The sequence below is a fragment of the Mycobacterium sp. NPDC050441 genome, from assembly GCF_040655355.1.
Lineage (GTDB): Bacteria > Actinomycetota > Actinomycetes > Mycobacteriales > Mycobacteriaceae > Mycobacterium.
The window spans coordinates 51,009-75,637 of sequence record NZ_JBFAJS010000008.1 but is presented as its reverse complement, the minus strand read 5'-3'; the positions used below and the strand labels follow the sequence as shown (position 1 = coordinate 75,637).

Annotated in this window: 25 protein-coding genes; 16 read left to right on the top strand and 9 right to left on the bottom strand. The window is 67.1% G+C overall.

Annotated features, from left to right (window positions below):
* Positions 1-6: 6 nt before the first annotated feature.
* Positions 7-177: a hypothetical protein gene (locus AB0I14_RS23525; RefSeq protein ID WP_358026624.1), complete on the top strand. Its 171-nt coding sequence runs from the start codon at positions 7-9 to the stop codon at positions 175-177.
* A 15-nt stretch (positions 178-192) separates the two neighbouring features.
* On the opposite strand, the gene AB0I14_RS23520 is transcribed toward AB0I14_RS23525, so the two are convergent.
* Together AB0I14_RS23520 and AB0I14_RS23515 are read right to left on the bottom strand one after the other, a co-directional pair.
* Positions 193-3,135: an aminotransferase gene (locus AB0I14_RS23520; RefSeq protein ID WP_358026621.1), complete on the bottom strand. Its 2,943-nt coding sequence runs from the start codon at positions 3,133-3,135 to the stop codon at positions 193-195.
* Positions 3,132-4,010: an alpha/beta hydrolase gene (locus AB0I14_RS23515; RefSeq protein WP_358026618.1), complete on the bottom strand. Its 879-nt coding sequence runs from the start codon at positions 4,008-4,010 to the stop codon at positions 3,132-3,134. Before AB0I14_RS23515 ends, AB0I14_RS23520 begins: the two co-directional genes overlap by 4 nt.
* A 93-nt stretch (positions 4,011-4,103) precedes the next feature.
* Here AB0I14_RS23515 and AB0I14_RS23510 point away from each other — a divergent pair, with 93 nt between their 5' ends.
* The 5 genes from AB0I14_RS23510 (at position 4,104) to AB0I14_RS23490 (ending at position 8,472) form a co-directional block, all read left to right on the top strand.
* Positions 4,104-4,751, top strand: coding sequence for a TetR/AcrR family transcriptional regulator (locus tag AB0I14_RS23510; RefSeq protein ID WP_358026615.1), 648 nt, complete (start codon positions 4,104-4,106; stop codon positions 4,749-4,751).
* Between the two features lie 128 nt (positions 4,752-4,879).
* Positions 4,880-5,554 (top strand): Mce protein, encoded by a 675-nt coding sequence (locus AB0I14_RS23505; protein ID WP_358026612.1) that lies wholly within the window; start codon positions 4,880-4,882, stop codon positions 5,552-5,554.
* Positions 5,551-6,324, top strand: coding sequence for a hypothetical protein (locus AB0I14_RS23500; protein WP_358026609.1), 774 nt, complete (start codon positions 5,551-5,553; stop codon positions 6,322-6,324). Before AB0I14_RS23505 ends, AB0I14_RS23500 begins: the two co-directional genes overlap by 4 nt.
* Positions 6,321-7,226 carry an alpha/beta fold hydrolase gene (locus tag AB0I14_RS23495; RefSeq protein ID WP_358026607.1) on the top strand — a complete coding sequence of 302 codons (906 nt, stop codon included), beginning with the start codon at positions 6,321-6,323 and terminating at the stop codon, positions 7,224-7,226. Before AB0I14_RS23500 ends, AB0I14_RS23495 begins: the two co-directional genes overlap by 4 nt.
* 34 nt (positions 7,227-7,260) lie before the next feature.
* Positions 7,261-8,472 (top strand): WS/DGAT domain-containing protein, encoded by a 1,212-nt coding sequence (locus tag AB0I14_RS23490; RefSeq protein WP_358026604.1) that lies wholly within the window; start codon positions 7,261-7,263, stop codon positions 8,470-8,472.
* Between the two features lie 13 nt (positions 8,473-8,485).
* Here the strand turns inward: AB0I14_RS23490 and AB0I14_RS23485 are convergent, their stop codons facing one another.
* Positions 8,486-9,088 carry a TetR/AcrR family transcriptional regulator gene (locus AB0I14_RS23485; protein WP_358026601.1) on the bottom strand — a complete coding sequence of 201 codons (603 nt, stop codon included), beginning with the start codon at positions 9,086-9,088 and terminating at the stop codon, positions 8,486-8,488.
* A gap of 24 nt (positions 9,089-9,112) precedes the next feature.
* On the opposite strand from AB0I14_RS23485, the gene AB0I14_RS23480 reads away from it, so the two are divergent.
* The 4 genes from AB0I14_RS23480 (at position 9,113) to AB0I14_RS23465 (ending at position 12,578) form a co-directional block, all read left to right on the top strand.
* Positions 9,113-9,877: a glucose 1-dehydrogenase gene (locus AB0I14_RS23480; protein ID WP_358026598.1), complete on the top strand. Its 765-nt coding sequence runs from the start codon at positions 9,113-9,115 to the stop codon at positions 9,875-9,877.
* 22 nt (positions 9,878-9,899) lie between these two features.
* Positions 9,900-10,412 carry a DoxX family protein gene (locus tag AB0I14_RS23475; RefSeq protein ID WP_358026595.1) on the top strand — a complete coding sequence of 171 codons (513 nt, stop codon included), beginning with the start codon at positions 9,900-9,902 and terminating at the stop codon, positions 10,410-10,412.
* 65 nt (positions 10,413-10,477) lie between these two features.
* Entirely contained in the window at positions 10,478-12,211 is a 1,734-nt protein-coding gene (locus AB0I14_RS23470; RefSeq protein WP_358026592.1) for a DUF3556 domain-containing protein, read from the top strand.
* Positions 12,183-12,578, top strand: coding sequence for a hypothetical protein (locus AB0I14_RS23465; protein ID WP_358026589.1), 396 nt, complete (start codon positions 12,183-12,185; stop codon positions 12,576-12,578). The genes AB0I14_RS23470 and AB0I14_RS23465 overlap by 29 nt, the downstream gene beginning before the upstream one ends.
* 154 nt (positions 12,579-12,732) lie before the next feature.
* On the opposite strand, the gene AB0I14_RS23460 is transcribed toward AB0I14_RS23465, so the two are convergent.
* Positions 12,733-13,524 carry a FadR/GntR family transcriptional regulator gene (locus tag AB0I14_RS23460; protein ID WP_358026587.1) on the bottom strand — a complete coding sequence of 264 codons (792 nt, stop codon included), beginning with the start codon at positions 13,522-13,524 and terminating at the stop codon, positions 12,733-12,735.
* 201 nt (positions 13,525-13,725) lie between these two features.
* Between AB0I14_RS23460 and AB0I14_RS23455 the strand changes: the two genes are divergently transcribed.
* The 3 genes from AB0I14_RS23455 to AB0I14_RS23445 are packed head-to-tail and all read left to right on the top strand — an operon-like array spanning position 13,726 to position 16,843.
* Positions 13,726-14,886: a thiolase family protein gene (locus AB0I14_RS23455; protein WP_358026585.1), complete on the top strand. Its 1,161-nt coding sequence runs from the start codon at positions 13,726-13,728 to the stop codon at positions 14,884-14,886.
* Positions 14,883-15,689 carry an enoyl-CoA hydratase-related protein gene (locus AB0I14_RS23450; RefSeq protein ID WP_358026582.1) on the top strand — a complete coding sequence of 269 codons (807 nt, stop codon included), beginning with the start codon at positions 14,883-14,885 and terminating at the stop codon, positions 15,687-15,689. The genes AB0I14_RS23455 and AB0I14_RS23450 overlap by 4 nt, the downstream gene beginning before the upstream one ends.
* Before the next feature lie 11 nt (positions 15,690-15,700).
* Positions 15,701-16,843 (top strand): acyl-CoA dehydrogenase family protein, encoded by a 1,143-nt coding sequence (locus AB0I14_RS23445; protein ID WP_358026580.1) that lies wholly within the window; start codon positions 15,701-15,703, stop codon positions 16,841-16,843.
* Positions 16,844-16,929: 86 nt separating this feature from the next.
* On the opposite strand, the gene AB0I14_RS23440 is transcribed toward AB0I14_RS23445, so the two are convergent.
* Both AB0I14_RS23440 and AB0I14_RS23435 read right to left on the bottom strand, forming a co-directional pair.
* Positions 16,930-17,631, bottom strand: coding sequence for a fasciclin domain-containing protein (locus AB0I14_RS23440; RefSeq protein ID WP_358026577.1), 702 nt, complete (start codon positions 17,629-17,631; stop codon positions 16,930-16,932).
* 156 nt (positions 17,632-17,787) lie between these two features.
* Positions 17,788-19,140, bottom strand: coding sequence for an MFS transporter (locus tag AB0I14_RS23435; protein WP_358026574.1), 1,353 nt, complete (start codon positions 19,138-19,140; stop codon positions 17,788-17,790).
* A gap of 39 nt (positions 19,141-19,179) precedes the next feature.
* On the opposite strand from AB0I14_RS23435, the gene AB0I14_RS23430 reads away from it, so the two are divergent.
* Positions 19,180-20,136, top strand: coding sequence for a helix-turn-helix domain-containing protein (locus AB0I14_RS23430; RefSeq protein ID WP_358026572.1), 957 nt, complete (start codon positions 19,180-19,182; stop codon positions 20,134-20,136).
* A 31-nt stretch (positions 20,137-20,167) separates the two neighbouring features.
* A complete protein-coding gene (locus tag AB0I14_RS23425; protein ID WP_358026570.1) occupies positions 20,168-20,689 on the top strand; it encodes a gamma carbonic anhydrase family protein in 522 nt (173 codons plus the stop codon).
* Here the strand turns inward: AB0I14_RS23425 and AB0I14_RS23420 are convergent.
* Positions 20,661-21,698, bottom strand: a complete 1,038-nt coding sequence (locus AB0I14_RS23420; RefSeq protein WP_358026567.1) for an aldo/keto reductase — start codon at positions 21,696-21,698, stop codon at positions 20,661-20,663. The two genes, AB0I14_RS23425 and AB0I14_RS23420, sit on opposite strands and share 29 nt — an antisense overlap.
* A 77-nt stretch (positions 21,699-21,775) precedes the next feature.
* Here AB0I14_RS23420 and AB0I14_RS23415 point away from each other — a divergent pair, with 77 nt between their 5' ends.
* Positions 21,776-22,363 (top strand): TetR/AcrR family transcriptional regulator, encoded by a 588-nt coding sequence (locus AB0I14_RS23415; protein ID WP_358026564.1) that lies wholly within the window; start codon positions 21,776-21,778, stop codon positions 22,361-22,363.
* On the opposite strand, the gene tet(V) is transcribed toward AB0I14_RS23415, so the two are convergent.
* Both tet(V) and AB0I14_RS23405 read right to left on the bottom strand, forming a co-directional pair.
* Entirely contained in the window at positions 22,360-23,640 is a 1,281-nt protein-coding gene (gene tet(V), locus AB0I14_RS23410; RefSeq protein ID WP_358027282.1) for a tetracycline efflux MFS transporter Tet(V), read from the bottom strand. The genes AB0I14_RS23415 and tet(V) overlap by 4 nt on opposite strands.
* Positions 23,641-23,715: 75 nt before the next feature.
* Positions 23,716-24,519, bottom strand: a complete 804-nt coding sequence (locus tag AB0I14_RS23405; protein ID WP_358026562.1) for an enoyl-CoA hydratase — start codon at positions 24,517-24,519, stop codon at positions 23,716-23,718.
* Between the last annotated feature and the right edge of the window lie 110 nt (positions 24,520-24,629).

The following is a 24,629-nucleotide window of genomic DNA, read 5'->3' as shown; positions in this document are numbered from 1 at the left end:
TAGAGCATGCGCAGCATCTGGAAGTGGATCGGACTGGCCGGTGTCGCCGGCGTCGTCGCAGGTGGCGTCATGGTGGCGCGGGATCAGCGTCGCCGCAACGCCTACACCCCGCAGGACATCCGGGAGCGCCTCCACCAGCGGCTGGCCGAGGCGGAGCAGGCTGAACCGACGCGATAATGCGCGCGGCGGTGCTCACCAGCCTTCGGTAAGCACCCGGTCCAGGGCGTCGGCGTAGAAATCGGCTGCTTCGACGTCGATGCACAACGGCGGCTTGGTTTTCAGGATGTTCTGGTGGTCGCCGGTCGGCTGGATGATCACCCCGAGTTCGAGCATCCGATCGCAGATCAGGGCCGTCTCCTCGGTGGCCGGCTCCAGGGTCCGCGGGTCACGGATCATCTCGACACCCAGATACAGGCCGACGCCGTGGACGGTACCGATGATCGGATGTCGCGTAGCCAGTTCCTCCAGCCGCGACTTCAGATGTGCGCCCACGCGGGCCGCGTTGGCTTGCAGCCCTTCGTCATCCAGCACATCGAGCACCGTCATACCGATCGCGCACGACAACGGACTACCGCCGGTGGAGGAGAAGAAGTAGCCCTGGCTGCGGAACGCCTCGGCGATTTCGCGGCTCGTCACCACCGCACCCAGCGGGTAGCCGTTGCCGACCGACTTCGCCATCGACACGATGTCAGGGACGATGCCCTGCTGCTCGAAGCCCCAAAACCACTCGCCCAGACGGCCGTATCCGACCTGTACCTCGTCGGCCACGGCGAATCCACCGGCCCCGCGCACGGCGGCATAGATCTGCTGCAGGTATCCGTCAGGCAGGGCCATGCCGCCGGCATTGCCGTAGACCGTTTCGCAGATGAACGCAGCAGGGGCGCGCCCGCCCGCGATCAACCCCTCGATCTGGGCCACCGCATCGGCGGCGTAGCGGCCCACCTCGCTGCCGCGGTACTTCCCGCGGAAGCTGTTGGGCGATTCGACGGTGTGCACCCAATCCGGCCGGGTGGTGAGCGCATTGGGGTTGTCGGCGGTGGAGGTCGACACTGCGTCGGTGCCGTACGTCCAGCCGTGATAAGCCTCGCGCATTGCCACCACATCGGGACGGCCGGCTGCCGCGATCGCCAACCGCAGGGCCAGGTCGCTGGCCTCGGACCCGGAGTTGACCAGAAACACCGTGTCCAACGGATCGGGTAGTAGCCCGGCAAGTCGTTCACTGAACTCGACGACGGAGGCGTAGTTGAACCGTGAGTTGGTGTTGAGCTTGCGTAGCTGCCTGGCCGCGGCCGCCGCAACCCGAGGATGCGCGTGACCCAGCACCGTGACGTTGTTGACCATGTCCAGGTAACAGCGCCCGCTGGTGGACATCAGGTAGTGCCGCCAGCCCCGTTCGATGCGCGGCGGCCGACGGTAATAGTGCTCCTGCACGGGTGCGAACGCCCGGTCGCGTCGCGCCATCAGGTCGGCATCTGCCGGCTCTGCATCGACCGGCGTCAGCCCGAGCAGCGGGCGCGGATCCCGCACGCACGCCAGCCAACCCGGTGCCAGCCCGGGTGTGGTCAGCGCAGGCGCACGGGGTGCGCCGAGGGGACGAAGCGCCACATGCGTCCAACGTCCTGGTTCGGCCGTGCCAAGGACACCGCCCGAACCGCCGTCGGACGGGGTGATCCCGGTGAGCGTCAGCTCGTACTCGGCGCCCCGCAGTGTCAACGAATCCGCGGTCCGTTCGACCACTTCACCCTCGAACGGCGCGGTCAGCTCCAGCTGATACGCCGGCCACATGCCGACCCCGGTCGCGACCACGGGGGGCTCCTCCTGGCTCAGTGCCGGAGCCTGGGAGATCCGCGGTTGCCCGAATGGTGTCACCACCAGCGCAGCGCCGCGATCGACTGCGGCCCTGGCCAATTCATCCTCGACATCGGGCTTCACCCAGCCGCCGGCAATGAACGCGTCGTCCAGATCATCAGACGTCGCGCACAGATCCAGTGTCACCACCGATTCCGGTACCGCGATCATCGGGGACGAAAACCGCACGGGCGCGGGCGGTCCCACCAGACCGAGGTCCTCTTTGATCAGCGCCGTCATCACGTCGATCGGCACCGAGGTGGCGCGCTCGAACATCCGCCACTCACCGTCGGCCTGCTCGGTGAGGTAGTCGTTGTCCGGATCGAATCCGGCCTGATGTGCGCCGCTGACGATCAGCACCGTGGTGCGCAGAACCAGCAACGGCCACAACGCTTCTGCCTCGGCGACGCTCAACGGCCGGATGGCGTGGAAGGCCCGGATCCCGGGCAGCACGGACCTTGGGTCGGCCCCAGGGTGTTGCAGCACCGAGGACAGCGTGATGGCCAATTCGCCCACGGCCCAACTGTCGGCCAGATCGCCGAGATCGATGATCCCGTCGGGATGGGCGACACCGCCGACGTCATGGGAGACCACCACATTGGCATCGGTGAGGTCCATGTGCACGGCCTGCCGGGGCAGTGTGTCGGCCAGCGGTTCGATCCGTGCCCACGCCTGATCGGCCGCGGCCTGCAGCCGGGAACGTGCGGCGTCGTCGTCGACGTGGGAGACCAGGCGGGCCACCACCTCGGCTCCGTAGCGCAGATCCCACTGCAGGACACGGTCCAGGCCGGGGTGACGGAAACCGGCCAATGCGCGGCTGACCCGCCCGGCCAGCACGCCCAGTTCGGCGACCGTGGCCGGTGGCAGGTAGCCGGATTCGATGAGGGTTCCGCCGGGCAGGTGTCGCAGCAACCGCACGTAGGCTGTGTCAGTCCGGTTCAAGCCCAGACCGGTTACCGCAGTGAGCTTCTCGTCGCGCTGATTGGGCAACGACTGGGCCACCCGCAAATCCGGTTCGGCGACCGCGATCAGGTCCGCGGCCAATTCCTGAGCGGTCAGCTCGATCTCGTTGAACGCCGGATTGGCGATCTTCAGCACGCCCGCGACGGTGTCGCCGTGGGTGACCAGGAAATTCTTATCCTGCTGGCTGCCGAGCGATTTCACGCTCGCCCGCAGGCCGAAGTGGGTTTCCAGGATGTCGAGGGCGGGGGATTCACCGACCTGAGGTGCAGGCAGCTCCGGTTCGCGCAGAAAGTTGAAGCCGACGGTGTCGCGGTCGGCGCTCACCGCCCGACGAACTCCACGACGACCTCGGAGAACGCGTCGTTGTCATCCCCGGCCGCGGTGTGCCCCGCATCGGACAACTCGACGAACTCGGCGGCGGGCACCTTCTCCAGAAAGTCCTGCACGCCCTCGGGGCTGACCACGTCGGAGAGCTTGCCGCGGATCAGCAGGATCGGGATGGACAGGTTCATCGCGGCCGTTTCCAGCTTGTCGACCCGGGCGAACGGATCGTCCTCGGGCTTGGTGAGGAAGGCCGGATCCCAGTGCCAGTACCAGCGCCCGTCGCGCAGGCGCAGATTCTTCTTCAGGCCCTCCGGGCTGCGCGGCTTGGTGCGGTAGGGCAGGTAGGCCGCGACGGCCTCGGCCGCCTCCTCCAGGGAGTCGAAGCCGTCCACGTTGGTGAACATGAAGTCGCGGATACGCGCGCTCCCGCTCTTCTCGAACCGGGGCACCACATCGACCAGCAGAAGCTTGGTGACCAACTCCGGGCCCGCCTCATGAGCGGCCAGGATGCTGGTCAGCCCACCCATACTGGCCCCGATCAGCACCACCGGGCGGCCGACTTGATACAGCACGTGCTGCACATCGGCGCTCAGCGCCTCCACCGAATAGTTCGCGCTGGGCGAGCGGTCGCTGTCGCCGTGACCACGCGCGTCGAGCGCGATCACGTGCAAGCCGTCGTCGGCCAGGATCTGGCCGGTGTTCTTCCAGGAGTACCGGTTCTGCCCGCCGCCGTGCAGCAGCAGGACAGTTGGTCGGTCAGCAGCGGATGCAGCGTCCCGGTTCCATTCGTCGCCGACCAGGTTCAGGCCATCGACGCCCCGGAACGTGACGATGCGTGATTCGCTGTGCTCGGTTTTCCCGGTGCTCACGGACATTCCTCTCGCCAGGCCCCGGAAGTCACGTTACCCAGGCGGGTTTTCGCCGCATCTGCGACCCGCACAAGCGCGCCGTTCCTAGAATCGTCAATCGTGCAGAGGCAGCCAGGTACCGAGCCGGACGATGGGGCGGGTGAAGCGGCGATCGATGAGCGCCGCGCGATCATCAGGGCAGCCTTCACCTGCCTGGCCGAGCCCCACACCGGTGCGGTGCCGATCGCTGTGGTGCTGGCCCGGGCCGGGCTGTCCACCCGGGCGTTCTACCGGCATTTCGAATCCAAGGACGCGTTGTTCCTGGCCATGCAGGAGAGTTCGGGCAAGTCGCTGGGCGGCCGGCTCGACCAGATCGCCGGCGACACCGACGGTGCCCCCGCGCACCAGCTGGCGCACTGGATCAGGGTGTCGTTCGACGTGATACACGATGCGCGGTTGCGCGGGCTCGCGGTCGTCCTGGATTTGGAGGAGGTCCGCTCGGCCAAGGGTTACCAGTCCGTGCAAGAGCAGTGGCGCCTCGACCGCGAACGTTCGCTGGCGGCTCTCCTGCGCCGCGGCCGGGACGACGGGTCGTTTCCGCTGACCAGGCCGGATCGGGACGCCGCGGCCATCCGAGCCGTGGTCAGCCATGAGTTGTCCCGGCTCAGTGCCGACGGGGATTGGGAGTGCGCGTGTGCCGCGGCGGTGGACTTTGCCCTGCGTGCGGTCGGGGCGCACGTCACGCGCAGGGAGCCCGGCACCACGTAGGGGTAGTCGCCTTCGCGGCCTATCCGGGACTGCCGGTACCGCTGATGACGATGTGACCGGTGCCACGTACGTTGGACCGCACGCGTGCCAACACACGCGCCAGTGCAGTGCCACCGAGGAGCAGATGAATGGCAGACGACAGCGCCGACGTCGAGCCGGTCGAGCCGACCGAGATCGAGGAGTCGAGCCAGTCCGCCCCTGAAGCCGAGGCCCTGAAATCCGAGGCTGAAGAAGAGCCGGCAGAGGCCCCGAAACCCGAGGTCACTGAACCCGAGGCTGTAGAACCAGTCGAGGCGGCGGCTGCGGCGGCGCCGCGCGGCTTCCTGCGTGCGCCGTCGGTGGGGCTTGTCGGAGTGGCGATCGTCGTCGCGCTGGCGGCGCTGACCGGTTGGCTGGGCTACGGCTTCTACCAGGTCCACCAGGAGCAGCAGCGGCGTGACATGTTCGTGGAAACCGCGCGGCAGGGTGCGACGAATCTGACCAGCATCGACTGGGAGCATGCCGAAGACGACATCCAGCGAGTCCTCGACTCATCGACCGGACGGTTCTACGACGACTTCGAGAAACGTTCGAAGTCGTTCCTCGACGTGGTCAAGCAGATCAAGTCGAAGTCGGTGGGCACTGTTACCGCATCGGGTTTGGAGTCTTTCTCGGATGACAAGGCGGACGTGCTCATGTCCGTGACCGTTCGGTCCACGAATGCGGGCGTACCGGAGCAGGCTCCCCAGGTGTGGCGAATGGTGTTGACGGTGCAGGATATTGATGGCAAATCGAAGGTTTCCAACGTGGAGTTCATCCAGTGAGCGGCCGGCACAAAATGCCGCCGTCGGGGCGTCGTAAGGCCGCAGCGGATCCTGCAGAGAACACTGAAGAAAGCACTGAACAGGCAAGCGCTGAACAGGTAAGCCCTGAGCCCGACACCGTCGAGGACAGGGCGCCCGAGGAGGCGGCAGTCGAGGAAACGGTCGCCGACGACGCCGACGAGGCCGCCGACGCCGCCGACGACGAGGCGGACGAAGCGGACGAGCCCGCTGCGGAAGCGGACGAAGCCGAAGGCGTGGACGAGCCCGCGGAACCCAAGCCGTCCCGCGACCGCTCGCGGGTCAGCCTGCCAGTCGTACTGGCGGCCATCGCGTTGCTGTTGGCAGTGGCCTCCGGGGTACTGCGGTGGCTGACCGTGTCCCAGCACGAAAGCGACACGGCCCGAGTCGAATCGGTTCAGGCAGCCAAAGAGATCACCGTCGAGATGTTGTCGTATGAGACCGAAACTGTCGATCAGCAGCTCACTGCGGCCCGGGACCGGATGACCGGGGAGTTCCTCGGTACCTATACCGCGATGATCAACGAGGTGATCCCAGCGGCGCACGCTCAGCGGATCGCTGCCGTCGCCGACGTGCTGCAGATCGGGACGGTCACCGCGAAGCCGGACAGCGTCGAGGTGGTGATGTTCGTCAACCAGAGCGTCCAGGTCGGAGACCATATGCCGGAGAAGACTCCGTCGGTGGCACGGGCCACGATGGTCAAAGACGGTGACCGCTGGCTGATGTCCAAGTACGAGCCGGTGCCGCTGTGACCGAGCCGCGCTGGATCGATGTAGCCACTCCCGCGGTGCAACTGCGGGCGCTGGTGTGGGGGCCCGATGACGGCCCGGTTGCGTTGTGCCTGCACGGTTTTCCTGACACCGCCTACGGCTGGCGCAAGGTGGCGCCGGTTCTGGCGGAGGCCGGCTGGAAAGTGGTCGCGCCGTTCATGCGCGGCTACGTGCCCTCGTCGATTCCCACCGATGGCAGCTATCACGTCGGTGCACTGATGGACGACGCCGTACGCCTGCTGCAGGCGGTCGGACCGACCGGACGCGATGTGATCATCGGCCACGACTGGGGTGCCATGGCGGCATCGGGTGTGGCGGCGCTGCCGGACAACCCGTTCACAAAGGCCGTGATCATGTCGGTGCCGCCGTTGGCATCGTTCCAGCCGTTGGGTCGGGTGCCTGATGCCGGCAAGCTGTTGGCCCAGTTACCGCGTCAGGCGTTGCGCAGCTGGTACATGATGTACTTCCAATTACCTTGGCTTCCTGAGCGTTCCGCGTCGTGGGTGGTGCCACGGTTGTGGAAGACGTGGTCGCCGGGTTACGACGCGGCCGAGGACCTGCGCCACGTCGACGCCGCGATCGGTGCGCCGGACCGGTGGCGCGCCGCGCTGGGCTACTACCGGGCAACGATCCGCATGAGCAAACCGCCGCCCCAGTACGCCGAGCTGCACAAGCACTGGCTGCTGCCACCGGTATTGCCGTCGCTGTACCTGCACGGCACCGATGATGGCTGTGCCGCACCGGATTACATCCGGTGGGTGCGCGAGGTGCTGCCCGCGGGCAGCGATGCCCATGTCGTCGAATCCGGCGGCCACTTCCTGCAGCTCGATCAGCCGGACGTCACCGCCGCCCGCATCCTGGACTTCGTCGGACGTGCCGGCTAACCGACTCACTGCGGTCGATGCGCAGATGTTCTGGATGTCGTCCAGAATGCCCAACGACACCTTTCTGCTGTACGGATTCGACGGCGTGCCCGCCGATCTGCCGGGTGCGATCGGCGAGCTGGTTGCCAATTCCCGCATCAGTCCGGACCTCTCGCAACGGATCGATGACAGCTCACGGCTGCACTACCCCGCCTGGGTGCCGGTCCAGGTCGACGAATCCCGTTTCGTGGTGCACGATCTCGACCAGCCGACCTGGCTGGGTTGTCTGGCCGCCGTGAGTGAGCTGGTGGATGCTCAACTCGATGCTCAGCTGGCGCCGTGGCGGCTGCATGTCTTCCCCGGAGTCGAGGGGATGCCCGGCGTGGCCGGCACCGGCACCGTTGCGGTCCTGCAGATCACGCATGCCCTCGGCGGCGGTGGGCGCACCTGCGGTCCGGCGGCGGTGATGTTCGGCCGCCCTGGGGAGGTCGCGCCGGTGACACCGGTCTACGGACATCCCGCGATGCTGCCGTGGCGAAGCGTCGAAGCGGCCCGTGCACACCGGCAGTTGGTGGCCGACACCGAGGCCGGGCGGGTGCCGCCGGCCGCGACGCCGCGCCCGCTCCTCCGGACCAACGATCGTCCGACGGGTGCACGCAGCATGCGCACGATTGTCCGCGACCGTGCGCAGCTTTCGGGTGCCACCGTGACGGTGTGTGCCCTGGCCGGGATCTCCGAGGCGCTGGCCGGTCAGCTACGTGCGCTCGGGACGGATCCGGCAGATCTCGGTGCGGAAGTGACCATGGCGAAATCCGGTCCACGCCAGGCGTACAACCATTTCGGCACGGTGGGCGTGGGCCTGCATCCGTCGCTACCGGTGACACAGCGGCGGGACGCGATTGCCGCTGAGCTGGCGGCACGGCGGGAGCGGGCCGCCCACCCCGCGATGCGGGCCTCGGAACGCGCGTTCGCCGCCACCCCGGCTCCGCTGTTGCGGTGGGGGATAAGCCAGTTCAATCCCGATACCCGGTCGGCGACGGTCACCGGGAACACCGTGGTGTCCAGTGTGAATTGCGGTGCCGCGGATTTCAGTTTCGGCGGTATGCCGGTGCGGATGGCGGCGGCGTATCCCGGGTTGTCGCCGATGGTGGGGCTCACCCACTGCGTGACGGGCGTGGGGGACAGCATCTCGATCAGCGTGTTCGCGGCAGAGTCGGCGATCGGGGATGTCGACGCATACCTAGACCGGCTCGAGGCTGCGTTGTGAACGGCCTGCCGGGTTAGCCGCGACGCAGCATCGCGATGCCGACATCCAGCGCGGACTCCAGATAACTGAGGTCGCCGGAGGCCAACATCACGCTGACACCACCCTGGATCCCGGCCAGCAGGGCGGCGCCCACGTGGTCGGCGTCCAGATCGGCGGCCATCTTCCCCTGCGACTGCATGTGCCGGATACCAGCGGCGATTTCGTCATGCCATTGTCGCAGCAGGGCTTTGGTGACCGCCTGGGCGCCGGGGGTGGTACGGCCGATCTCCGACATCAGCAGGCTCAGCGGGCAGCTCTGGCCTTGGCGGCGGTAGCGCTCGACGACGGCGTCGCGCCAGCGCTGCCAGGCGGCCCATGAGGTCAGCTCGCCGAGGTAGGGCTGCTGATCCTCCAGGACCATCTTCGCTTCACGTTCGGCGACCGCAAGCAACAGCTGGTCCTTGCCGTCGGGGAAGTAGTGGAACAGCTGACTCTTCGAGGTCTGGGTCTGGGCGCGGATATCGTCGAGCGTGGTGGCGGCCACGCCGTGGCTGCGGATCACCGCGGCGGCGCCCTCGATGATGCGGCGGCGGGTGGCCTCACCCTTGGCCGTCAGTTTCTGGACTTGCAGGTCCATTTCTAGCGGCCTATACCTGGACTCATGAGTCCAAACACTACGCGCCTGCAAGGTCGCACAGCACTCGTCACGGGATCCACCGGCGGCCTCGGCGTCGCCATCGCCAAGGCCCTTGCCGGGCAGGGCGCCCTCGTCATCGTCAGCGGCCGCAACAAGGAGCGCGGTGATGCCGTCGTCGCCGAGATCCGTGCTGCCGGAGGGCAGGCCGAGTTCGTCGCCGCCGACCTCGGGGCCGGGGCAGGCGAGGTGCAGCGCCTCGCGCAACAGGCCGCCGAGACTGCCGGCGGTCAGATCGACATCCTGGTCAACAACGCCGGGGTGTGGGGGCTGCCGGAACCCACCGGCGAGGTCTCCGAACGGGCACTGCTGGAGTCGTATCAGACCAACGTCATCGCGCCCTTCCTGCTGACCGGCGCCCTGGTGCCGGCGATGGCCGAGCGTGGCCACGGCGCGGTGGTCAACGTCGGGTCGATCACCGGATTGATCGGCGGAGACCGGTCGGCGCTGTACTCGTCGAGCAAGGCGGCGGTGCACTCGCTGACCAAGTCATGGGCGGTCGAGTACGGCCCGTTCGGGGTGCGGGTGAACGCGGTGGCTCCCGGGCCGATCGCCACCGAGCGTGCGGCCGACGTGGCCGAAGAAATCGCACCGGTGCTGGCACGAATCCCGTCCCGGCGCATGAGCACCCCCGACGAGGTCGCGGCGGCAGTGGCTTTCCTGGCCGGTGACGACGCCGGAAACATCCACGGGGTCATCCTCAGTGTGGATGGGGGCTGGGCGGCGGCTTAACAGATGCCCTACATTCTGTTACATGGCTGCTGATGCTGCGATCCTGATTCTGCGTGTGGTGCTAGGCCTGACCATGGCTGCCCACGGTTACAACAAGTTCTTCGGTGGCGGGCGAATCCCCGGCACCGCGGGATGGTTCGACAGCATCGGCATGAAGCCGGGCATGTTCCATGCCCGGGTCGCGGCCGGCACCGAGATCGCCGCCGGTCTCGGCCTGGCGCTCGGCCTGCTGACTCCGGTGCCCGCGGCCGGGTTCGTGGCGCTGATGCTGGTGGCGGCCTGGACCGTGCACCGGCACAACGGCTTCTTCATCGTCAAGGAGGGCTGGGAGTACAACCTGATCCTCGCGGTGGCCGCGGTGGCAATCGCCGGTACCGGCGCCGGTCGCTACAGCCTCGATCACCTGCTGTTCTCCAACTGCAGCTTCTACCACTTGCTGCACGGCTGGTGCGGTATGGCGATCGCCGCCGGCCTCGGCCTGGTTGGTGGCATCGGACAGCTGGTGATCTTCTTCCGTCCGCCGGTCAAGTCCTAGCTGCGATTCCGCCGACTGGGCAGAACGACTACCCCAGGACTAGAACACGTTCTAATCTGTCCGGCATGGGCTTTCTCAAACAGGAATCTCCCGAGATCGACTTCGAACAGTGGAGCAAGGGCACTCGTGCGGAGAAGATCCAGCCGATGGCTCGGCACTGGGCCGAGGTCGGCTTCGGGACTCCGGTTGCGCTGCACCTGTTTTATGTTGTGAAGATCCTGGCGTACATCCTCGGAGCCTGGCTGATCGCGCTCACCACCACCGGGATCGATGGGTTCACCAACGTCGCCTCCTGGTACGCCGAGCCGATCGTCTATCAGAAGGTCGTGTTCTACACGATGCTGTTCGAGGTCATCGGCCTCGGCTGCGGCTTCGGCCCACTCAACAACCGGTTCTTCCCGCCCATGGGGTCGATCCTGTACTGGTTGCGTCCCAAGACGATTCGGCTGCCACCATGGCCGAACCGGGTGCCGCTGACCAAGGGGGACAGCCGCACCGCCGTCGACATCGTGCTGTACGGAGCGCTGCTGCTGGTGTTGGTGGTGGCTCTGTTCTCGCAGGGCACCGGTCCCATCCCGGATCTCGGTAGTCAGATCGGCGTGCTGCCGGTGTGGCAGACCGCGGCGATCGTCGGCCTGCTGGCCCTGGCCGGCGTGCGCGACAAGGTGATCTTCCTGGCTGCCCGCGGCGAGGTGTACGGCTCGCTGGCGATGTGCTTCCTGCTCAGCGGCGCCGACATCGTCATCGCGGCCAAGCTGGTGTGCATGGTGATCTGGCTGGGCGCGGCGACATCCAAGCTCAACAAGCACTTCCCGTTCGTCATCTCGACGATGATGAGCAATAACCCGGTGTTTCGGCCGCGCTGGATCAAACGGCAGTTCTTCGAGCACTTCCCGGATGACCTCCGCCCGGGCCGGCCGTCGCGGTTCCTGGCGCACTTCTCCACCGCCATCGAGGGTTTGGTGCCGTTGGTGCTGTTCTTCTCCCACGGGGGCTGGCCGACGGCGATCGCCGCATTCGTCATGGTGTGCTTCCACTTCGGCATCCTGAGCTCCATCCCGATGGGCGTGCCGCTGGAATGGAACGTCTTCATGATGTTCTCGGTGCTGGCGCTGTTCGTCGGGCACGCCGGGGTGGGCCTTGGCGACCTGGGCAGCCCGTGGCCGATCGTGTTGTTCGCGGTTGTGGCGGGGGTCGTGGTGTTGGGAAATCTGTTCCCGCGCAAGATCTCCTTCCTGCCAGGTATGCGGTACTACGCGGGCAACTGGGACACCTCGCTGTGGTGCGTCAAGCCCTCGGCCGCGGAGAAGATCGAGAAGAACATCGTCGCGATCGCCAGCATGCCGGCCGCTCAGATGGAGCGGTACTACGGCAGCCCAGAGACCGCCCAGATGTATCTGTATATGGGATATGCGTTCCGCGGCTTCAACTCTCACGGCCGGGCCCTGTTCACCCTGGCGCACCGGGCGATGGCCGGGTGCAACGAGGACGACTACACGCTCACCGACGGGGAGCGCATCGTCTCCACGGCCATCGGCTGGAACTTCGGCGATGGGCACATGAGCAACGAGCAACTCGTGGCGGCCCTGCAGAAGCGGTGCCGTTTCGAGCCGGGGGAGGTGCGCATCGTCATGCTCGACGCTCAGCCGATTCAGCATCAGACGCAGCAGTACCGGCTCGTCGACGCGGCCACCGGAGAATTCGAGCGGGGATACGTCAAGGTTGCCGACATGGTGACCAGACAGCCCTGGGACGACGAACTGCCGGTCCATGTCCAGCGAGATGACACCGCCACCTGAACCGGTCGCGGTGTGGGTCGACGAGTCCGGGCGGCTGATGAGCGACCTGGGCAGTGTCGACACGCAATGTCACGCCACCGTCCGGGCCGGCCATTGCCCGCAGCGGTCACAGTGCGTGCTGCTGCATCGCGCGCCGGGGCCACGGCTGCTGTTCGGGGAGTTGATGTCCGAGCTCGACGACGAGGCGGGCATCTACCTGGAGACTCACGCCAAAAGGCTTGACGCGGATCTGATTTCGATCACGGTTGATCATGTGGGGCCGGGCGGTCCAGCCGGCAGCTGGCGTTACCGGCTGCTGCCGATGCGATGGAAGACCGCCGATGGCTGGCGGGATACCGATGCGCGGCTTGCGGTGTGGCCGGACTAGACGTGCTCTCGAAACTGCGTACCGAACCTCGAGACTGCGCACAGTGCTTCGAGACTGCGCACAGATCGCAATTCTGCCTTGAAATGCGATCTGGACGCAGGCTCGATGGTCAGCCCGCAGACTCGATGGCCAGCGCAGACTGAGCGGACAACTACTAGCGCATGACGTCGCGCACCTTGACGCTCTCGATGTCCCGCAGCATGAGGATGCGCGCGGTGTCGAGGTGCTTGCGCCAGTGCGCCTCGGCGGCGTCGCCGTCACCGGAACGGATGATCTGGATCAGCTTGCGGTAGGACCGCATGAGCTTGTCGTAGTCGGCCTTCGACACCGGCCGGCGCTCCTTGAACAGGAAGGCGTGGTGGCGCACGGTGATCTCGTGCAACATGCCGGCGATGATGCCCAGCGTGGCATTGCCCGACAGTTCGACCACCCGGCGGTGAAAATCGCCGGTGGTCGCCGCCAGTTGGTCTGACTGATGGTCCTTCGGGATGTGCTCGTCGAGCATCTGTTCCAGCTCCGCGAACGCCGCCTGATCGCCCTTCTCGGCCAGCAAGCGTGCGGCCATCGGCTCGATCGCCGCACGCCCCACCAGGAGGTCGGCGATGTCGGCGCCGGAGAGCTCGAGCAGTAGTCCGGCCGGGCGGGCGACGATCTCGGGTCCGGGAACCCGGACCCGCGCTCCGGTGCGTGAGCCGCGCCGGACCTCGACCAGACGCTCGGATTCCAACACGCGCACGGCCTCGCGCAGCGTCGGCCTGCTGACCCCGAAATGCTCCATGAGCTCGGCCTCGTTGGGCAGGAAGTCGCCCTCTTTGAGCTGGCCGTCGACGACCATGCGCCGTAATGTGCCTGCGACGAGCTCGGCCGTCTTCGGGGAACGGACCGGTGCCTGCGGTGCGATCGCGTCAGGGCCGATCATCGGCGCCAGCGGTGTGGTTCGAGCCACCAGACACTCCCAGGTGAGACAACTTTATGCTGGCCGGATGGTCAGCTGTACAACTCAGTAAACCATCTGTTCACCGCGGAAACGGCATGTCAGGCCCTACCAACCAGTAGGTTGACCTAGTAAACCTACTGGGTTATTTTCACCTCGAGTGCCCCATCGGGTCCAACCGGGGTAGCGCCCCCACCCTTCAAAGGAGAAGTCATGGCTGAAGCCGTCATCGTCGAGGCCGTCCGGTCACCTGTCGGGAAGCGCAACGGCGCCCTGTCTGGTGTGCATCCGTCGGAGCTGTCGGCTCAGGTGCTCAACGGTCTGGTGCAGCGCACCGGCATCGACCCCGCCCTCGTCGACGACGTCATCTGGGGCTGCGTCATGCAGGCCGGTGAGCAGGCCCTCGACATCGCCCGCACCGCCCTGCTGACCGCCGGGTGGCCCGAGACCGTTCCCGGCGTGACCGTCGACCGCCAGTGCGGTTCCAGCCAGCAGTCCCTGCACTTCGCCGTCGCCGGTGTGGTGGCCGGTCACTACGACGTCGTCGTCGCCGGTGGCGTCGAGTCGATGTCGCGCACCCCCATGGGCTCCTCGCTGGCCAGCGGCGGGCACCCCTACCCGGAGGCGTTCCGGGAGCGCTACAACGGCCAGACCCCGAACCAGGGCGTCGGTGCCGAGATGATCGCCGAGCAGTGGGGCCTGTCTCGCACCCAGCTCGACGAGTTCTCGCTTCGGTCGCACGAGAAGGCCGCTGCCGCACAGGATGCCGGTGCCTTCAAGGACCAGATTGTCGGGATCAATGTGACGGACGCCGACGGCAACAAGAGCACAGTACTCGAGGACGGCGGCATCCGCCGCGGCGGCACGGTCGAGTCCATGGGCGCCATCAAGCCGGCCTTCAAGGAGGACGGCGTGATCCACGCCGGTAACTCCAGCCAGATCTCCGACGGGTCGGCCGCGTTGCTGGTCATGTCGGCCGAGAAGGCAAAAGACCTGGGGCTCAAGCCGCTTGCCAAGGTGCACACTGCGGTACTCGCCGGTGCCGACCCGGTCATCATGCTGACCGCGCCGATCCCGGCCACCCAGAAGGCGCTGGCCAAGTCCGGCCTGACCGTCGACCAGATCGGCGCGTTCGAGGTCAACGAGGCGTTCGCCCCGGTTCCGATGGCCTGGCTCAAGGACATCGGCGCCGACGAGAGCCGCCTCAACCCCAACGGCGGCGCGATCGCCCTGGGCCACCCGCTCGGCGGCTCCGGCGCCCGTATCCTGACCACCCTGCTGTATCACATGCGGGACAACAACATTCAGTACGGCCTGCAGACCATGTGCGAGGGTGGCGGCCAGGCCAACGCGACCATCCTGGAGCTCCTGTGACCGACACCGACACCGATACCCAGCCCGGCGCTCTCACCGAGCGCATCGGCAATGTCCTGCTCATCACCATCAACCGGCCCGAGGCGCGCAACGCGGTGAACCAGGCGGTCAGTGTCGGTGTCGGCGACGCGCTGGCGCTGGCCCAGAACGATCCGGAGATCCGGGCCGTGGTCATCACGGGTTCGGGCGACAAGTCGTTCTGTGCCGGTGCTGATCTCAAGGCGATCTCCAGGGGCGAGAACCTCTTTCATCCCGAGCATCCCGAATACGGATTCGCCGGCTACGTCAGCCATTTCATCGACAAGCCGACGATCGCCGCGGTCAACGGCACTGCCTTGGGTGGGGGCACCGAGCTGGCCCTGGCCAGTGACCTGATCGTCGCTGAGGAAGGCGCGAAGTTCGGTCTGCCCGAGGTGAAGCGGGGCTTGATCGCCGGTGCGGGTGGCGTGTTCCGCATCGCCGAGCAGCTGCCCCGCAAGGTGGCGAACGAGCTGCTGTTCACCGGTGAGCCGATGTCGTCGGCCGATGCGCTGCGCTGGGGCCTGATCAACCAGGTCGTACCCGACGGCACCGTCGTCGACGCCGCACTCAAACTGGCCGAGCGGATCACGGGCAACGCGCCGCTGGCCGTCCAAGCCAGCAAGCGGGTCGCCTACGGCGCCGACGATGGCGTCATCACCGGCGACAAGGACGGCTGGAAGCGCACCAACCGCGAGTTCAGCACCCTGTTGCAGACCGAGGACGCCAAGGAAGGGCCGATGGCCTTCGCGCAGAAGCGCCAGCCGGTCTGGAAAGCCAAGTAGGAGAAGGCGATATGAAGCGACAGATCTACACCGCGGAGCACGAGGCGTTCCGCGGGACGGTCAAGGAGTACATCGAGCGTGAGCTCGTCCCGCACTCCGAGAAATGGGAGACCGAGCGCATCGTCGACCGGTCGGCGTACACCGCCGCCGGCAAGTACGGCGTGATCGGGTTCAACATGCCGGAGGAGTTCGGCGGCGGTGGTTCGGATGACTTCCGGTTCAACGCCATCATCGACGAGGAGATCGCCAAGGCCGGCGTGCACGGCCCGGCGCTGAGCCTGCACAACGACGTCGTCGGCCCGTACTTCAAGGACCTCACCAACGACGAGCAGAAGCAGCGCTGGCTGCCCGGCATTGCCAGCGGCGAGACCATCATCGCGGTCGCGATGACCGAACCGGGCGCAGGCAGCGACCTCGCGGGCATCCGCACCTCGGCGGTGCGCGACGGGGACGACTGGATCATCAACGGCTCCAAGACGTTCATCTCCTCGGGCATCAACTGCGACCTGTGTGTCGTGGTGGCCCGCACCGATCCCGAGGCCGGCCACAAGGGCTTCACGCTGTTCGTGGTGGAGCGCGGCATGGAGGGCTTCACCCGCGGCCGCAAGCTCGACAAGATGGGCCTGCACAGCCAGGACACCTCAGAGCTGCACTTCGAGAACGTGCGGGTGCCGAACGCCAACCTGCTCGGCAAGGAAGGTCGCGGGTTCTATCACCTGATGACCAATCTGCCCTCGGAGCGGCTCTCGATCGCCATCTCGGCGATCTACGGTGCCCGTGCGGTCTTCCAGGAGACGCTGCAGTACGCCAAGGACCGCAAGGCCTTCGGCCAGCCGATCGGCAGCTTCCAGCACAACCGATTCCTGCTCGCCGAGATGGACACCGAGCTCGAGGTCACCGAGACCTACATCGACCGGTGTCTGCAGGGTGTCGTCGACGGTGAGCTGACCGCGGTCGAGGCGGCCAAGGCGAAGTGGTGGGCCACCGAGGTCGCCAAGAAGGTCATCGACAATTGCGTGCAGCTGCACGGCGGCTACGGCTACATGATGGAGTACCGCGTCGCACGCGCCTACGTGGACGGACGTATCCAGACGATCTTCGGTGGCACCACCGAGATCATGAAGGAGATCATCGGCCGCGAGTTGGGCGTGTAATACCGCGACGAGATGCAAAACTGCCCCTTTTCTTGTGAAAAGGGGCAGTTTTGTGTCTGCTCACGCTGAGTCGGCGCGGGCTGAGGTCAGCCGATCGGCGCGTCAGCGGCCGGGGTGGCTTCCGGGGCCTTGGACGTGGTGCTGGTGCCCGTGATCGACGGCACCAGGCTCTCCGGCGGGGCGTTGGGATCCAGCACGGTGTCGATCAGGTAGATCCGGGCGTTCTGCGCCTGGATGGGACCGCAGACCAGCTTGGCGGTGTCGTTGACCTTGATGTCGCCACCCTTGCCGGTCACCTTGACCTCGGCGCCCTGCTGGGTGGGCCGCTGGCCCTTGACGTCATCGGGGCCGAGCAGGCCCAGGAACGCGTGGTAGTAGTCCAGGCTGGTGAGCGCGGCCGGATCGGCCTTGAGCGCATCGAGCTTGCCGGGCTCCAGGGCGGCGAACGCATCGTTCGTCGGCGCGAAGATGACGTACGGGCCGTTGTCGATTACCGGCACGACGTTGACGGCCGGGTTCAACCCGCCGGACAGTGCCGCGTTGAACGTGCTGATGTCCGGGATGGCGGCCAGAACCTTGCCTGCCGGCAGATCGGCGAGGCTCTTCCAATCCGGCATGGCCTTCTTGAAGTTGTCGCAGCCCGAGCCCTGTGGGTCGGGGATCTCGACCACCGGGGCGGCGGTCGTTGTCGGTGCCGGGTCGGCGTATGCGGTGAACGACAGCGGCAGCGACGCCGTGATCGCGGCGACGGCCGCAGCAACGCCCAGTGTCTTGGTGCGAGTCTTCATTTGGTGGGTTTTCCTCCCGCTCATGCCTAGCCTGTATTCGTCGGCTGCCGGTGACGCGTTACACGGATCTCCGCGCGACTATGGCGAGCGACCGCGAGCACCACCGGCTCAGCGTTCCCCGCGGCGCCGCATCGGATGTTAAGGGCTACGAAGTGGTTACGGCAAAGCCGAGCTGTCCACTCTGACCGCCCCAGTGTCTGTGACCTGGGCTTTTCTGATACTGAGGCAAAGTGCCGCGGCGACGAAGCACAGCCCGGCGGCCAGTCGGAAGGCCAGGTCGTAGTCGCCGTTCAGATCCCGCAGCCACCCTGCACCCGCGGCGGCGATGGCCGCGCCCACCTGGTGGGACGCGAACACCCAGCCGAACACCACTGGCGAACGATCCCCGAAGTAGTCCCGGCACAGCACGATGGTCGGCGGCACGGTGGCCACCCAGTCCAGGCCGTAGAAGATGACGAACACCCAGGTGCTCGGTTCGGCATGCGGGGACAGCAGCGACGGCAACAGCAGCAGTGACAGGCCGCGGCCCGCGTAGTAGACGAGCAGCAGCAGGCGCGGGTCCACGCGGTCGGTGAGCCAGCCGGAGAACACCGTGCCCGCGACGTCGAGAATTCCGATGGTGGCGAGCAGGCCTGCGGCGACCGTGGTGGGCATCCCGTGGTCGTTGGCGGCCGGGATGAAATGCGTGCCGATCAGACCGTTGGTGGTCATGCCGCAGATCGCGAAGCTCCCGGCCAGCAGCCAGAACACGCGTGTCCGTGCGCCGATGCGCAGGCCGTCGATGGCTGCGCTGAAGCCGCCCGCCGGGGCCGGGGCGGGCGAGGCTGCCTCGGTTGCCCCGTATGGCGCCAGGCCGACATCGGCGGGGCGGTTGCGCATGAACAGGGCGGCGAGCGGCACGACGGCCAGCGAGGCGGCCGCGACGATCAGAGATGCCCAGCGCCAGCCGTGTTGCGTGGTGACGGCCGCGACGACAGGCAGGAACAGCAGTTGTCCGGTGGCGCTGGCGGCGGTGAGCACACCGGTGACCAGCCCGCGGCGCTGTTCGAACCAGCGGGTGGCGATGGTCGCCACGAATCCCATCGAGATCGAGCCTGTGCCGATGCCGACCAGTACGCCCCACAGCAGCACCAGCTGCCAGCTGGCCGTCATCGCGATGCTGCATGCCGAGCCGGTCGCGATCAGCAGCAGCGACACGGTCAGCACCGGCCGGACCCCGAAGCGGTCCATGAGCGCAGCGGCGAACGGCGCGGTGAGTCCGTACAACATCATGTTGACCGACATCGCCAGCCCGACCGTGCCGTGCGACCAGCCGAACTCGTGATGCAGCGGAATCATCATCACGCCCGGAATGGACCGGAACCCGGCCGCGCCCAGGATCGCCACGAAGCTCACCGCGGCGACCACCCAGGCCCAGTGGATGCGGACGCGCGCGGGGACCGCCGCCCGGTCGAGGTTTCGAGTCACCCGACCACTGTTGCCGAGGACGGCCGCCTGGACCAGTGGCATAAACGACAGCAATCATCAAAAACGTGCCACACTGGCGTCGTGCACCGCGTAGCCGTCCTGCTGCTGGCTCCGGTGGTCGGTTTCGACGCGACCATCGCGCCGCTGCTGTTCTCCAACGCCACCGACAGCGAGGGGAATCCCCTCTACGACGTGGTGACGTGCGGACTCACCACTGATCCGGTGCCGTCGACGACCGGGTTCGCGATGGTGCCCATCGCGGGAGCTGAGGCGTTGGACTCGGCCGACACCGTGGTGATCCCGGGAACCCGCTATCCGCCGGCGCGGATCGACGGTGTGCTGGACGGGGAGGTGTCCGCCGCGCTGGCCCGAATCCGCCCCGGAACGCGCCTGGTGTCGATTTGCACCGGAGCATTCGTGCTTGCTGCTGCGGGGCTGCTGGACGGCAGGCCGGCCACCACCCACTGGCGCTACGCCGAGGACATGCGGCGGCTGCATCCCGGGGTGCGGCTCGATCAGGACGTGCTGTTCGTCGACGACGATGACGTGCTCACCTCAGCCGGCCTGGCCGCCGGAATCGACCTGTGTCTGCACATCATTCGCAGCGACCACGGCGCTCACGTGGCCAACGGAGTGGCGCGCTACTGCGTGGTGCCACCGTGGCGGGAGGGCGGGCAGGCGCAGTTCATCGACCATCGGTTCACCATCACCGACCACGCTTCGACCGCTGCCACCCGCGACTGGGCGCTGCGGCACCTCGATGAGGAACTCACCGTGATGCGGCTGGCCGCACACGCCCACATGAGCGCCCGCACGTTCAACCGTCGCTTCACCGAGGAGACCGGACAGGCTCCGGGCGCCTGGATCCGCAGCCGCAGGCTGGACCTGGCGCGCGAACTTCTGGAATCCGGAGACCTGTCGGTCGACGAGGTGGCCAGGCGTTCGGGTCTGGGCACCGCGGGCAATCTGCGCCACCACCTACGCCGCGGGCTCGGGATGTCCCCGTCGAGCTACCGCAAGGTGTACCAGGGCGCATGAGCCGGCCGGTCGGCTGTCTACCATGACCGGCATGCCTGAGCCGCTGATCGTCTCCGTCGCTGGTCATACCCCGCAGATCGACCCGGACGCCTGGGTCGCCCCCAATGCCAGTGTGATCGGCCAGGTTTCGCTGGCCGCCGGCGCCAGCGTCTGGTACGGCGCCACGCTGCGCGCGGAGGTCGAGCCCATCGAGATCGGAGAAGGTAGCAACATCCAGGACGGCGTGACCGTCCACGTCGACCCCGGGTTCCCGTGCCGGGTGGCCACCGGCGTGACGGTGGGCCACAACGTGGTGCTGCACGGCTGCACGGTCGAGCAGGACAGCCTGGTCGGGATGGGTGCCGTGGTGCTCAACGGGGCGGTGATCGGCGCCGGCTCATTGGTCGCTGCCGGTGCGGTGGTTCCCCAGGGCATGGTGGTGCCGCCGCGCTCGCTGGTGGCCGGTGTGCCCGCCAAGGTGCGCCGTGAGCTCAGCGATGACGAGGTCGGCCACAACCAGCTCAACGCCGCGGCCTACACGCACCTCACCGGGTTGCACCGAGAGGCGGATTGAGTTTCGCGAACCCGTCCTGACGGCGATACGGGAAGTAGGGATACGGCGCCTGGCCGGTGCTTGCGGCGTCCAGGCGCGCGATCTGATCGGCATTCAATTGCCATCCAACCGCGCCGAGGTTGTCGCGTAACTGCCGCTCGTCGCGGGCCCCGATGATGACCGACGACACCGTCGGTCTGCGCAGCAGCCAGTTGAGTGCTACCTGTGGGACGGTTCTGCCGGTTTCCGCGGCGATCGCGTCGAGTTCGTCGACCACGCGATAGAGAAGCTCGTCGTCGACCGGCGGACCGGCGTCCGCGGTGGCGTGCAGTCGGCTACGTTCCGGCAGTGGCCGGCCGCGGCGGAGTTTCCCGGTGAGTCGTCCCCAGCCCAGCGGGCTCCACACGAGTGCACCGACCCCTTCGGCCGTGGCCAACGGCATGAGCTCCCACTCGTAGTCCCGCCCGATCAGCGAGTAATACACCTGGTGCGCGACATACCTTGGACGATCGTGCTTTTCGGCGAGGCTCAGGGACTTCATGAGCTGCCATCCGGAGAAGTTCGACACCCCGGTGTAGCGCACCTTGCCCTGGTCGACGAGCGTGTCGAGAGCTTGCAACACCTCCTCGATCGGGGTGAACGCGTCGTAGGCGTGTAGCTGGAACAGGTCGATGCGGTCGGTCTGCAGCCGTGTCAGCGCGGTATCGACGGCCCGCAACAGTCGTGCCCGTGACGTACCCCAGTCGTCGGGCGCGGTCGGCAGCCCGGCCTTGGTGGAGATCAACACGCGGTCGCGGCGCCCGCGCAGTGCCGCACCGAGTACTTCTTCCGAGGCGCCGTCGGAGTACACGTCCGCGGTGTCGAACAGGTTGATCCCGGCCTCCAGGCTCATGTCGACCATCGCCCGCGCCTGCTTGACGCCGGTGTCGCCCCAAGCGCCGAAGAACTCTCCTGATCCGCCGAAAGTAGCTGCACCGAAGCTCAACTCGGAGACCATGAGGTCTGAGTCGCCAACCCTGCGATATTCCATTCCAACTCCTTAACGAGACTGTCTTCCCGATAAGGAACACATGGTTAACGGGAAAATATTCCTATTAATATGGGGGAATGGCAGTCGAACGACCGGGCGGGCGTACCGCGGCCGTGCGCGACGCGGTGTTGCGCGCGACCGCCGACCTTCTCATCGAGGCCGGGCTGGAGGGCCTGGAACTGACGGCGGTGGCCGAGAGGGCGGGCGTCGGCAAGTCGACGGTGTACCGGCGGTGGGGTTCGGTGCCGGCGTTGGTGGCCGACCTCCTCGTCGACATGGCCGAACAGTCGTTGCCGCGCGCCGATACCGGGTCGTTGCGCGGTGATCTGCGGGCCAACGCCAAGCTCGTGCGTCGCACCCTGAACGATCCTCGCCAGGGCCGGTTGTTCAAGTCCGTCATCGCCGCCGCCACATGCGACCCACACCCTGCAGCGGCGCTGGAGGCGTTTTACGGCCGGCGAATCGCGGAGTGGGCCGGATGCGTGGCCGATGCGGTGGAGCGCGGCGAGGCGCCGGCCGGGACCGACGCCGCGGCGGTCATCCGGCAGGTCTCAGCCCCGCTCTACTACCAATTCCTCACCAGCACGAGGACTCTCACGGTCGCCGACGCGGATCGAGCGGTAGAAGCCGCGATCGCGGCGACCACGGCCGGGGTGTTCTCCTAGCGCAGCGGGTGCGCCAGCTCGTCGCGCGGCATCCGGGCTGCGGCCACGGCCACCGCGGCCAGCACGGCAGGCAGCAGCCCGGCCACGAGGAAGATCGACTCCATCGAGACGACCTTCGACAGCGGGCCGACGATCGCGAACGACAGCGGCATGAAGGCCAACGACACGAAGAAGTCCAGGCTTGAGACCCGGCCCAGCATCTCCGTCGGGACCCGGCGCTGCAGCAGCGTTCCCCAGATCACCATCCCGGCACCGTCGGTGACGCCGATACAGAACGTGGCGGCCGCCATCAACGGGAACGAAGAGGTGACGCCGACGATGACCAGCGGGATCGAACCCAGCCCCCACATCAACATCATCGTGGTCAGGTAGCGTCGCGGCATCCGGCGCGAGGACACCGTCAACGCTCCCAGTGCGCTGCCGAATCCGAAGAATGCCAGGATGAATCCGTAGGCCCGGGCGCCGTCGGTGAACCGGTCCTGGGCGATGAACGGCAGCAGTACCTCGATCGGTCCGAGGACGACGAGCACGAACATGCTGGCGAACAACAGTGTCCACAGCAGCCACGGTGTGCGCGCCATGAACGTGAAACCGTCACGCAGGTCACGTAATACGTGCGGTCGCTCGCTGTCATCCTGTGCCGCAACCAGATCCGAGCTCCCGCGGGTGGCGACCAGGAGGGCCAGACCGAGCCCGAACAGCACCGCCACCACGACCGCGCCCAGTGAGGGGAAGGTCGCGGCGATCACCATGCCTGCGACGGCGGGCCCGACCGAACGCTGGAATACCGGGCGCACCACGCCTTCCACGCCGTTGGCCGCCAACAGTTGTTCGGGCGGCAGGATGCGCGGCAGCAGCGCGCTGTAGGCCGGGAAGAAGAAGGCCGCGGCGATGCCGAGAATGCCTGATGCGACGGCCAGATGCCAGATTTTGAGCGCGTCGAGCAGGCCCAGCACCGCGACCGTCGTGACCGTCACCAGATTGACGGTCTCGACCGCGATGATGATCGTGCGCTGGTTGATCCGGTCAGCGGCGATGCCGCCGATGAGGACGAACGCCACCAGCCCGAGACCGAGGCAGGTCGCCACCAGCGACAGCGAGGCCGGATCGTTGTCGATCGCGATGACCTGCAACGCCATCACGACCGACCACATGCCCTCGGCGAAGATCGACAACGTGACCGCGGCGATCAGCAACCGGTATTCGCGGATGCGGAACGGGGCGAGCACACGCCAACCGCCGGTCTGACCGACCGGCGTCTGGATGTCGTGCTGCATGCTCACAACATTCGATGGTGCCTACCCGGAGCGGGTTGAGTCCAACGATTTTCGGGTGGCGAGCCCGGCGAGCGGTTACTGGTCCGAGAACTCCGGGCGCCGGTTCTGCTGAAAGGCCTTGGTGCCCTCGCGGAAGTCGTTGGACACCAGCAGCTGCAGCTGGCCTTTGCGCTCGCGGGCGAAGGCACCCTCGAGCTCGGTGAGCGTGGCCGCGTTGACGGCCTGCTTGGTCTCACGCAGGGCGACGGCCGGACCGGAGCGGAGCTTGCCGATGATCTTGTCCACCGCCGCGTCGAACTCGTCGGCCGGGTACACGGCGCTGATCAGACCCCAGTCGTAGGCGTCGGCGGCGGTGAGTCGGTCGGCCAGCAGTGCCAGCCGCATGGCCCGGATCCGGCCGATGTTCGCGGCGACCAGAGCCGACGCGCCGCCGTCGGGCATCAACCCGATCTTGGTGAAGGCCAACAGGAAGAAGGCCGACTCCGAGGCGAGCACGACGTCGCACGCCAGTGCCAGGGACACCCCGACGCCCGCGGCGGGCCCCTGCACTGCGGCCACGACCGGCTTGGGCAGTCCGACGATGGAGGCGACGGCGCGGTTGGCGGCGTCGAGCACGCCTTCGGCGTCGTGGGTCTCGGCGTTCTGGTCTTCCTCGCTGATGCCTGCGCCCGAGCTGAAGCCGCGGCCCGCGCCGCCCAGTCGGACCGCCCGGACCTCGGGATCCGTGGCGGCCAGTTCCATCGTGTCGGCGATCGTGACGAGCATGCCCTGGGTCAGGGAATTGAGGCTGTCGGGCCGGTTCAGCGTCACCGACAGCACACCGTCCTCGAGGGACACGGATAGATCTTTGACGTCGGGGTACGCGCGGGTCACGGTCATCTATGCACCTTAGGTCTGGCGGGCCAGTGGCCCGCTCCGGGCGGGGCCGGCTATGGCCATGCCGGTCGAGAAGGTTATACAAGTAAGCTATGTCACCGGTCAACCAAGGC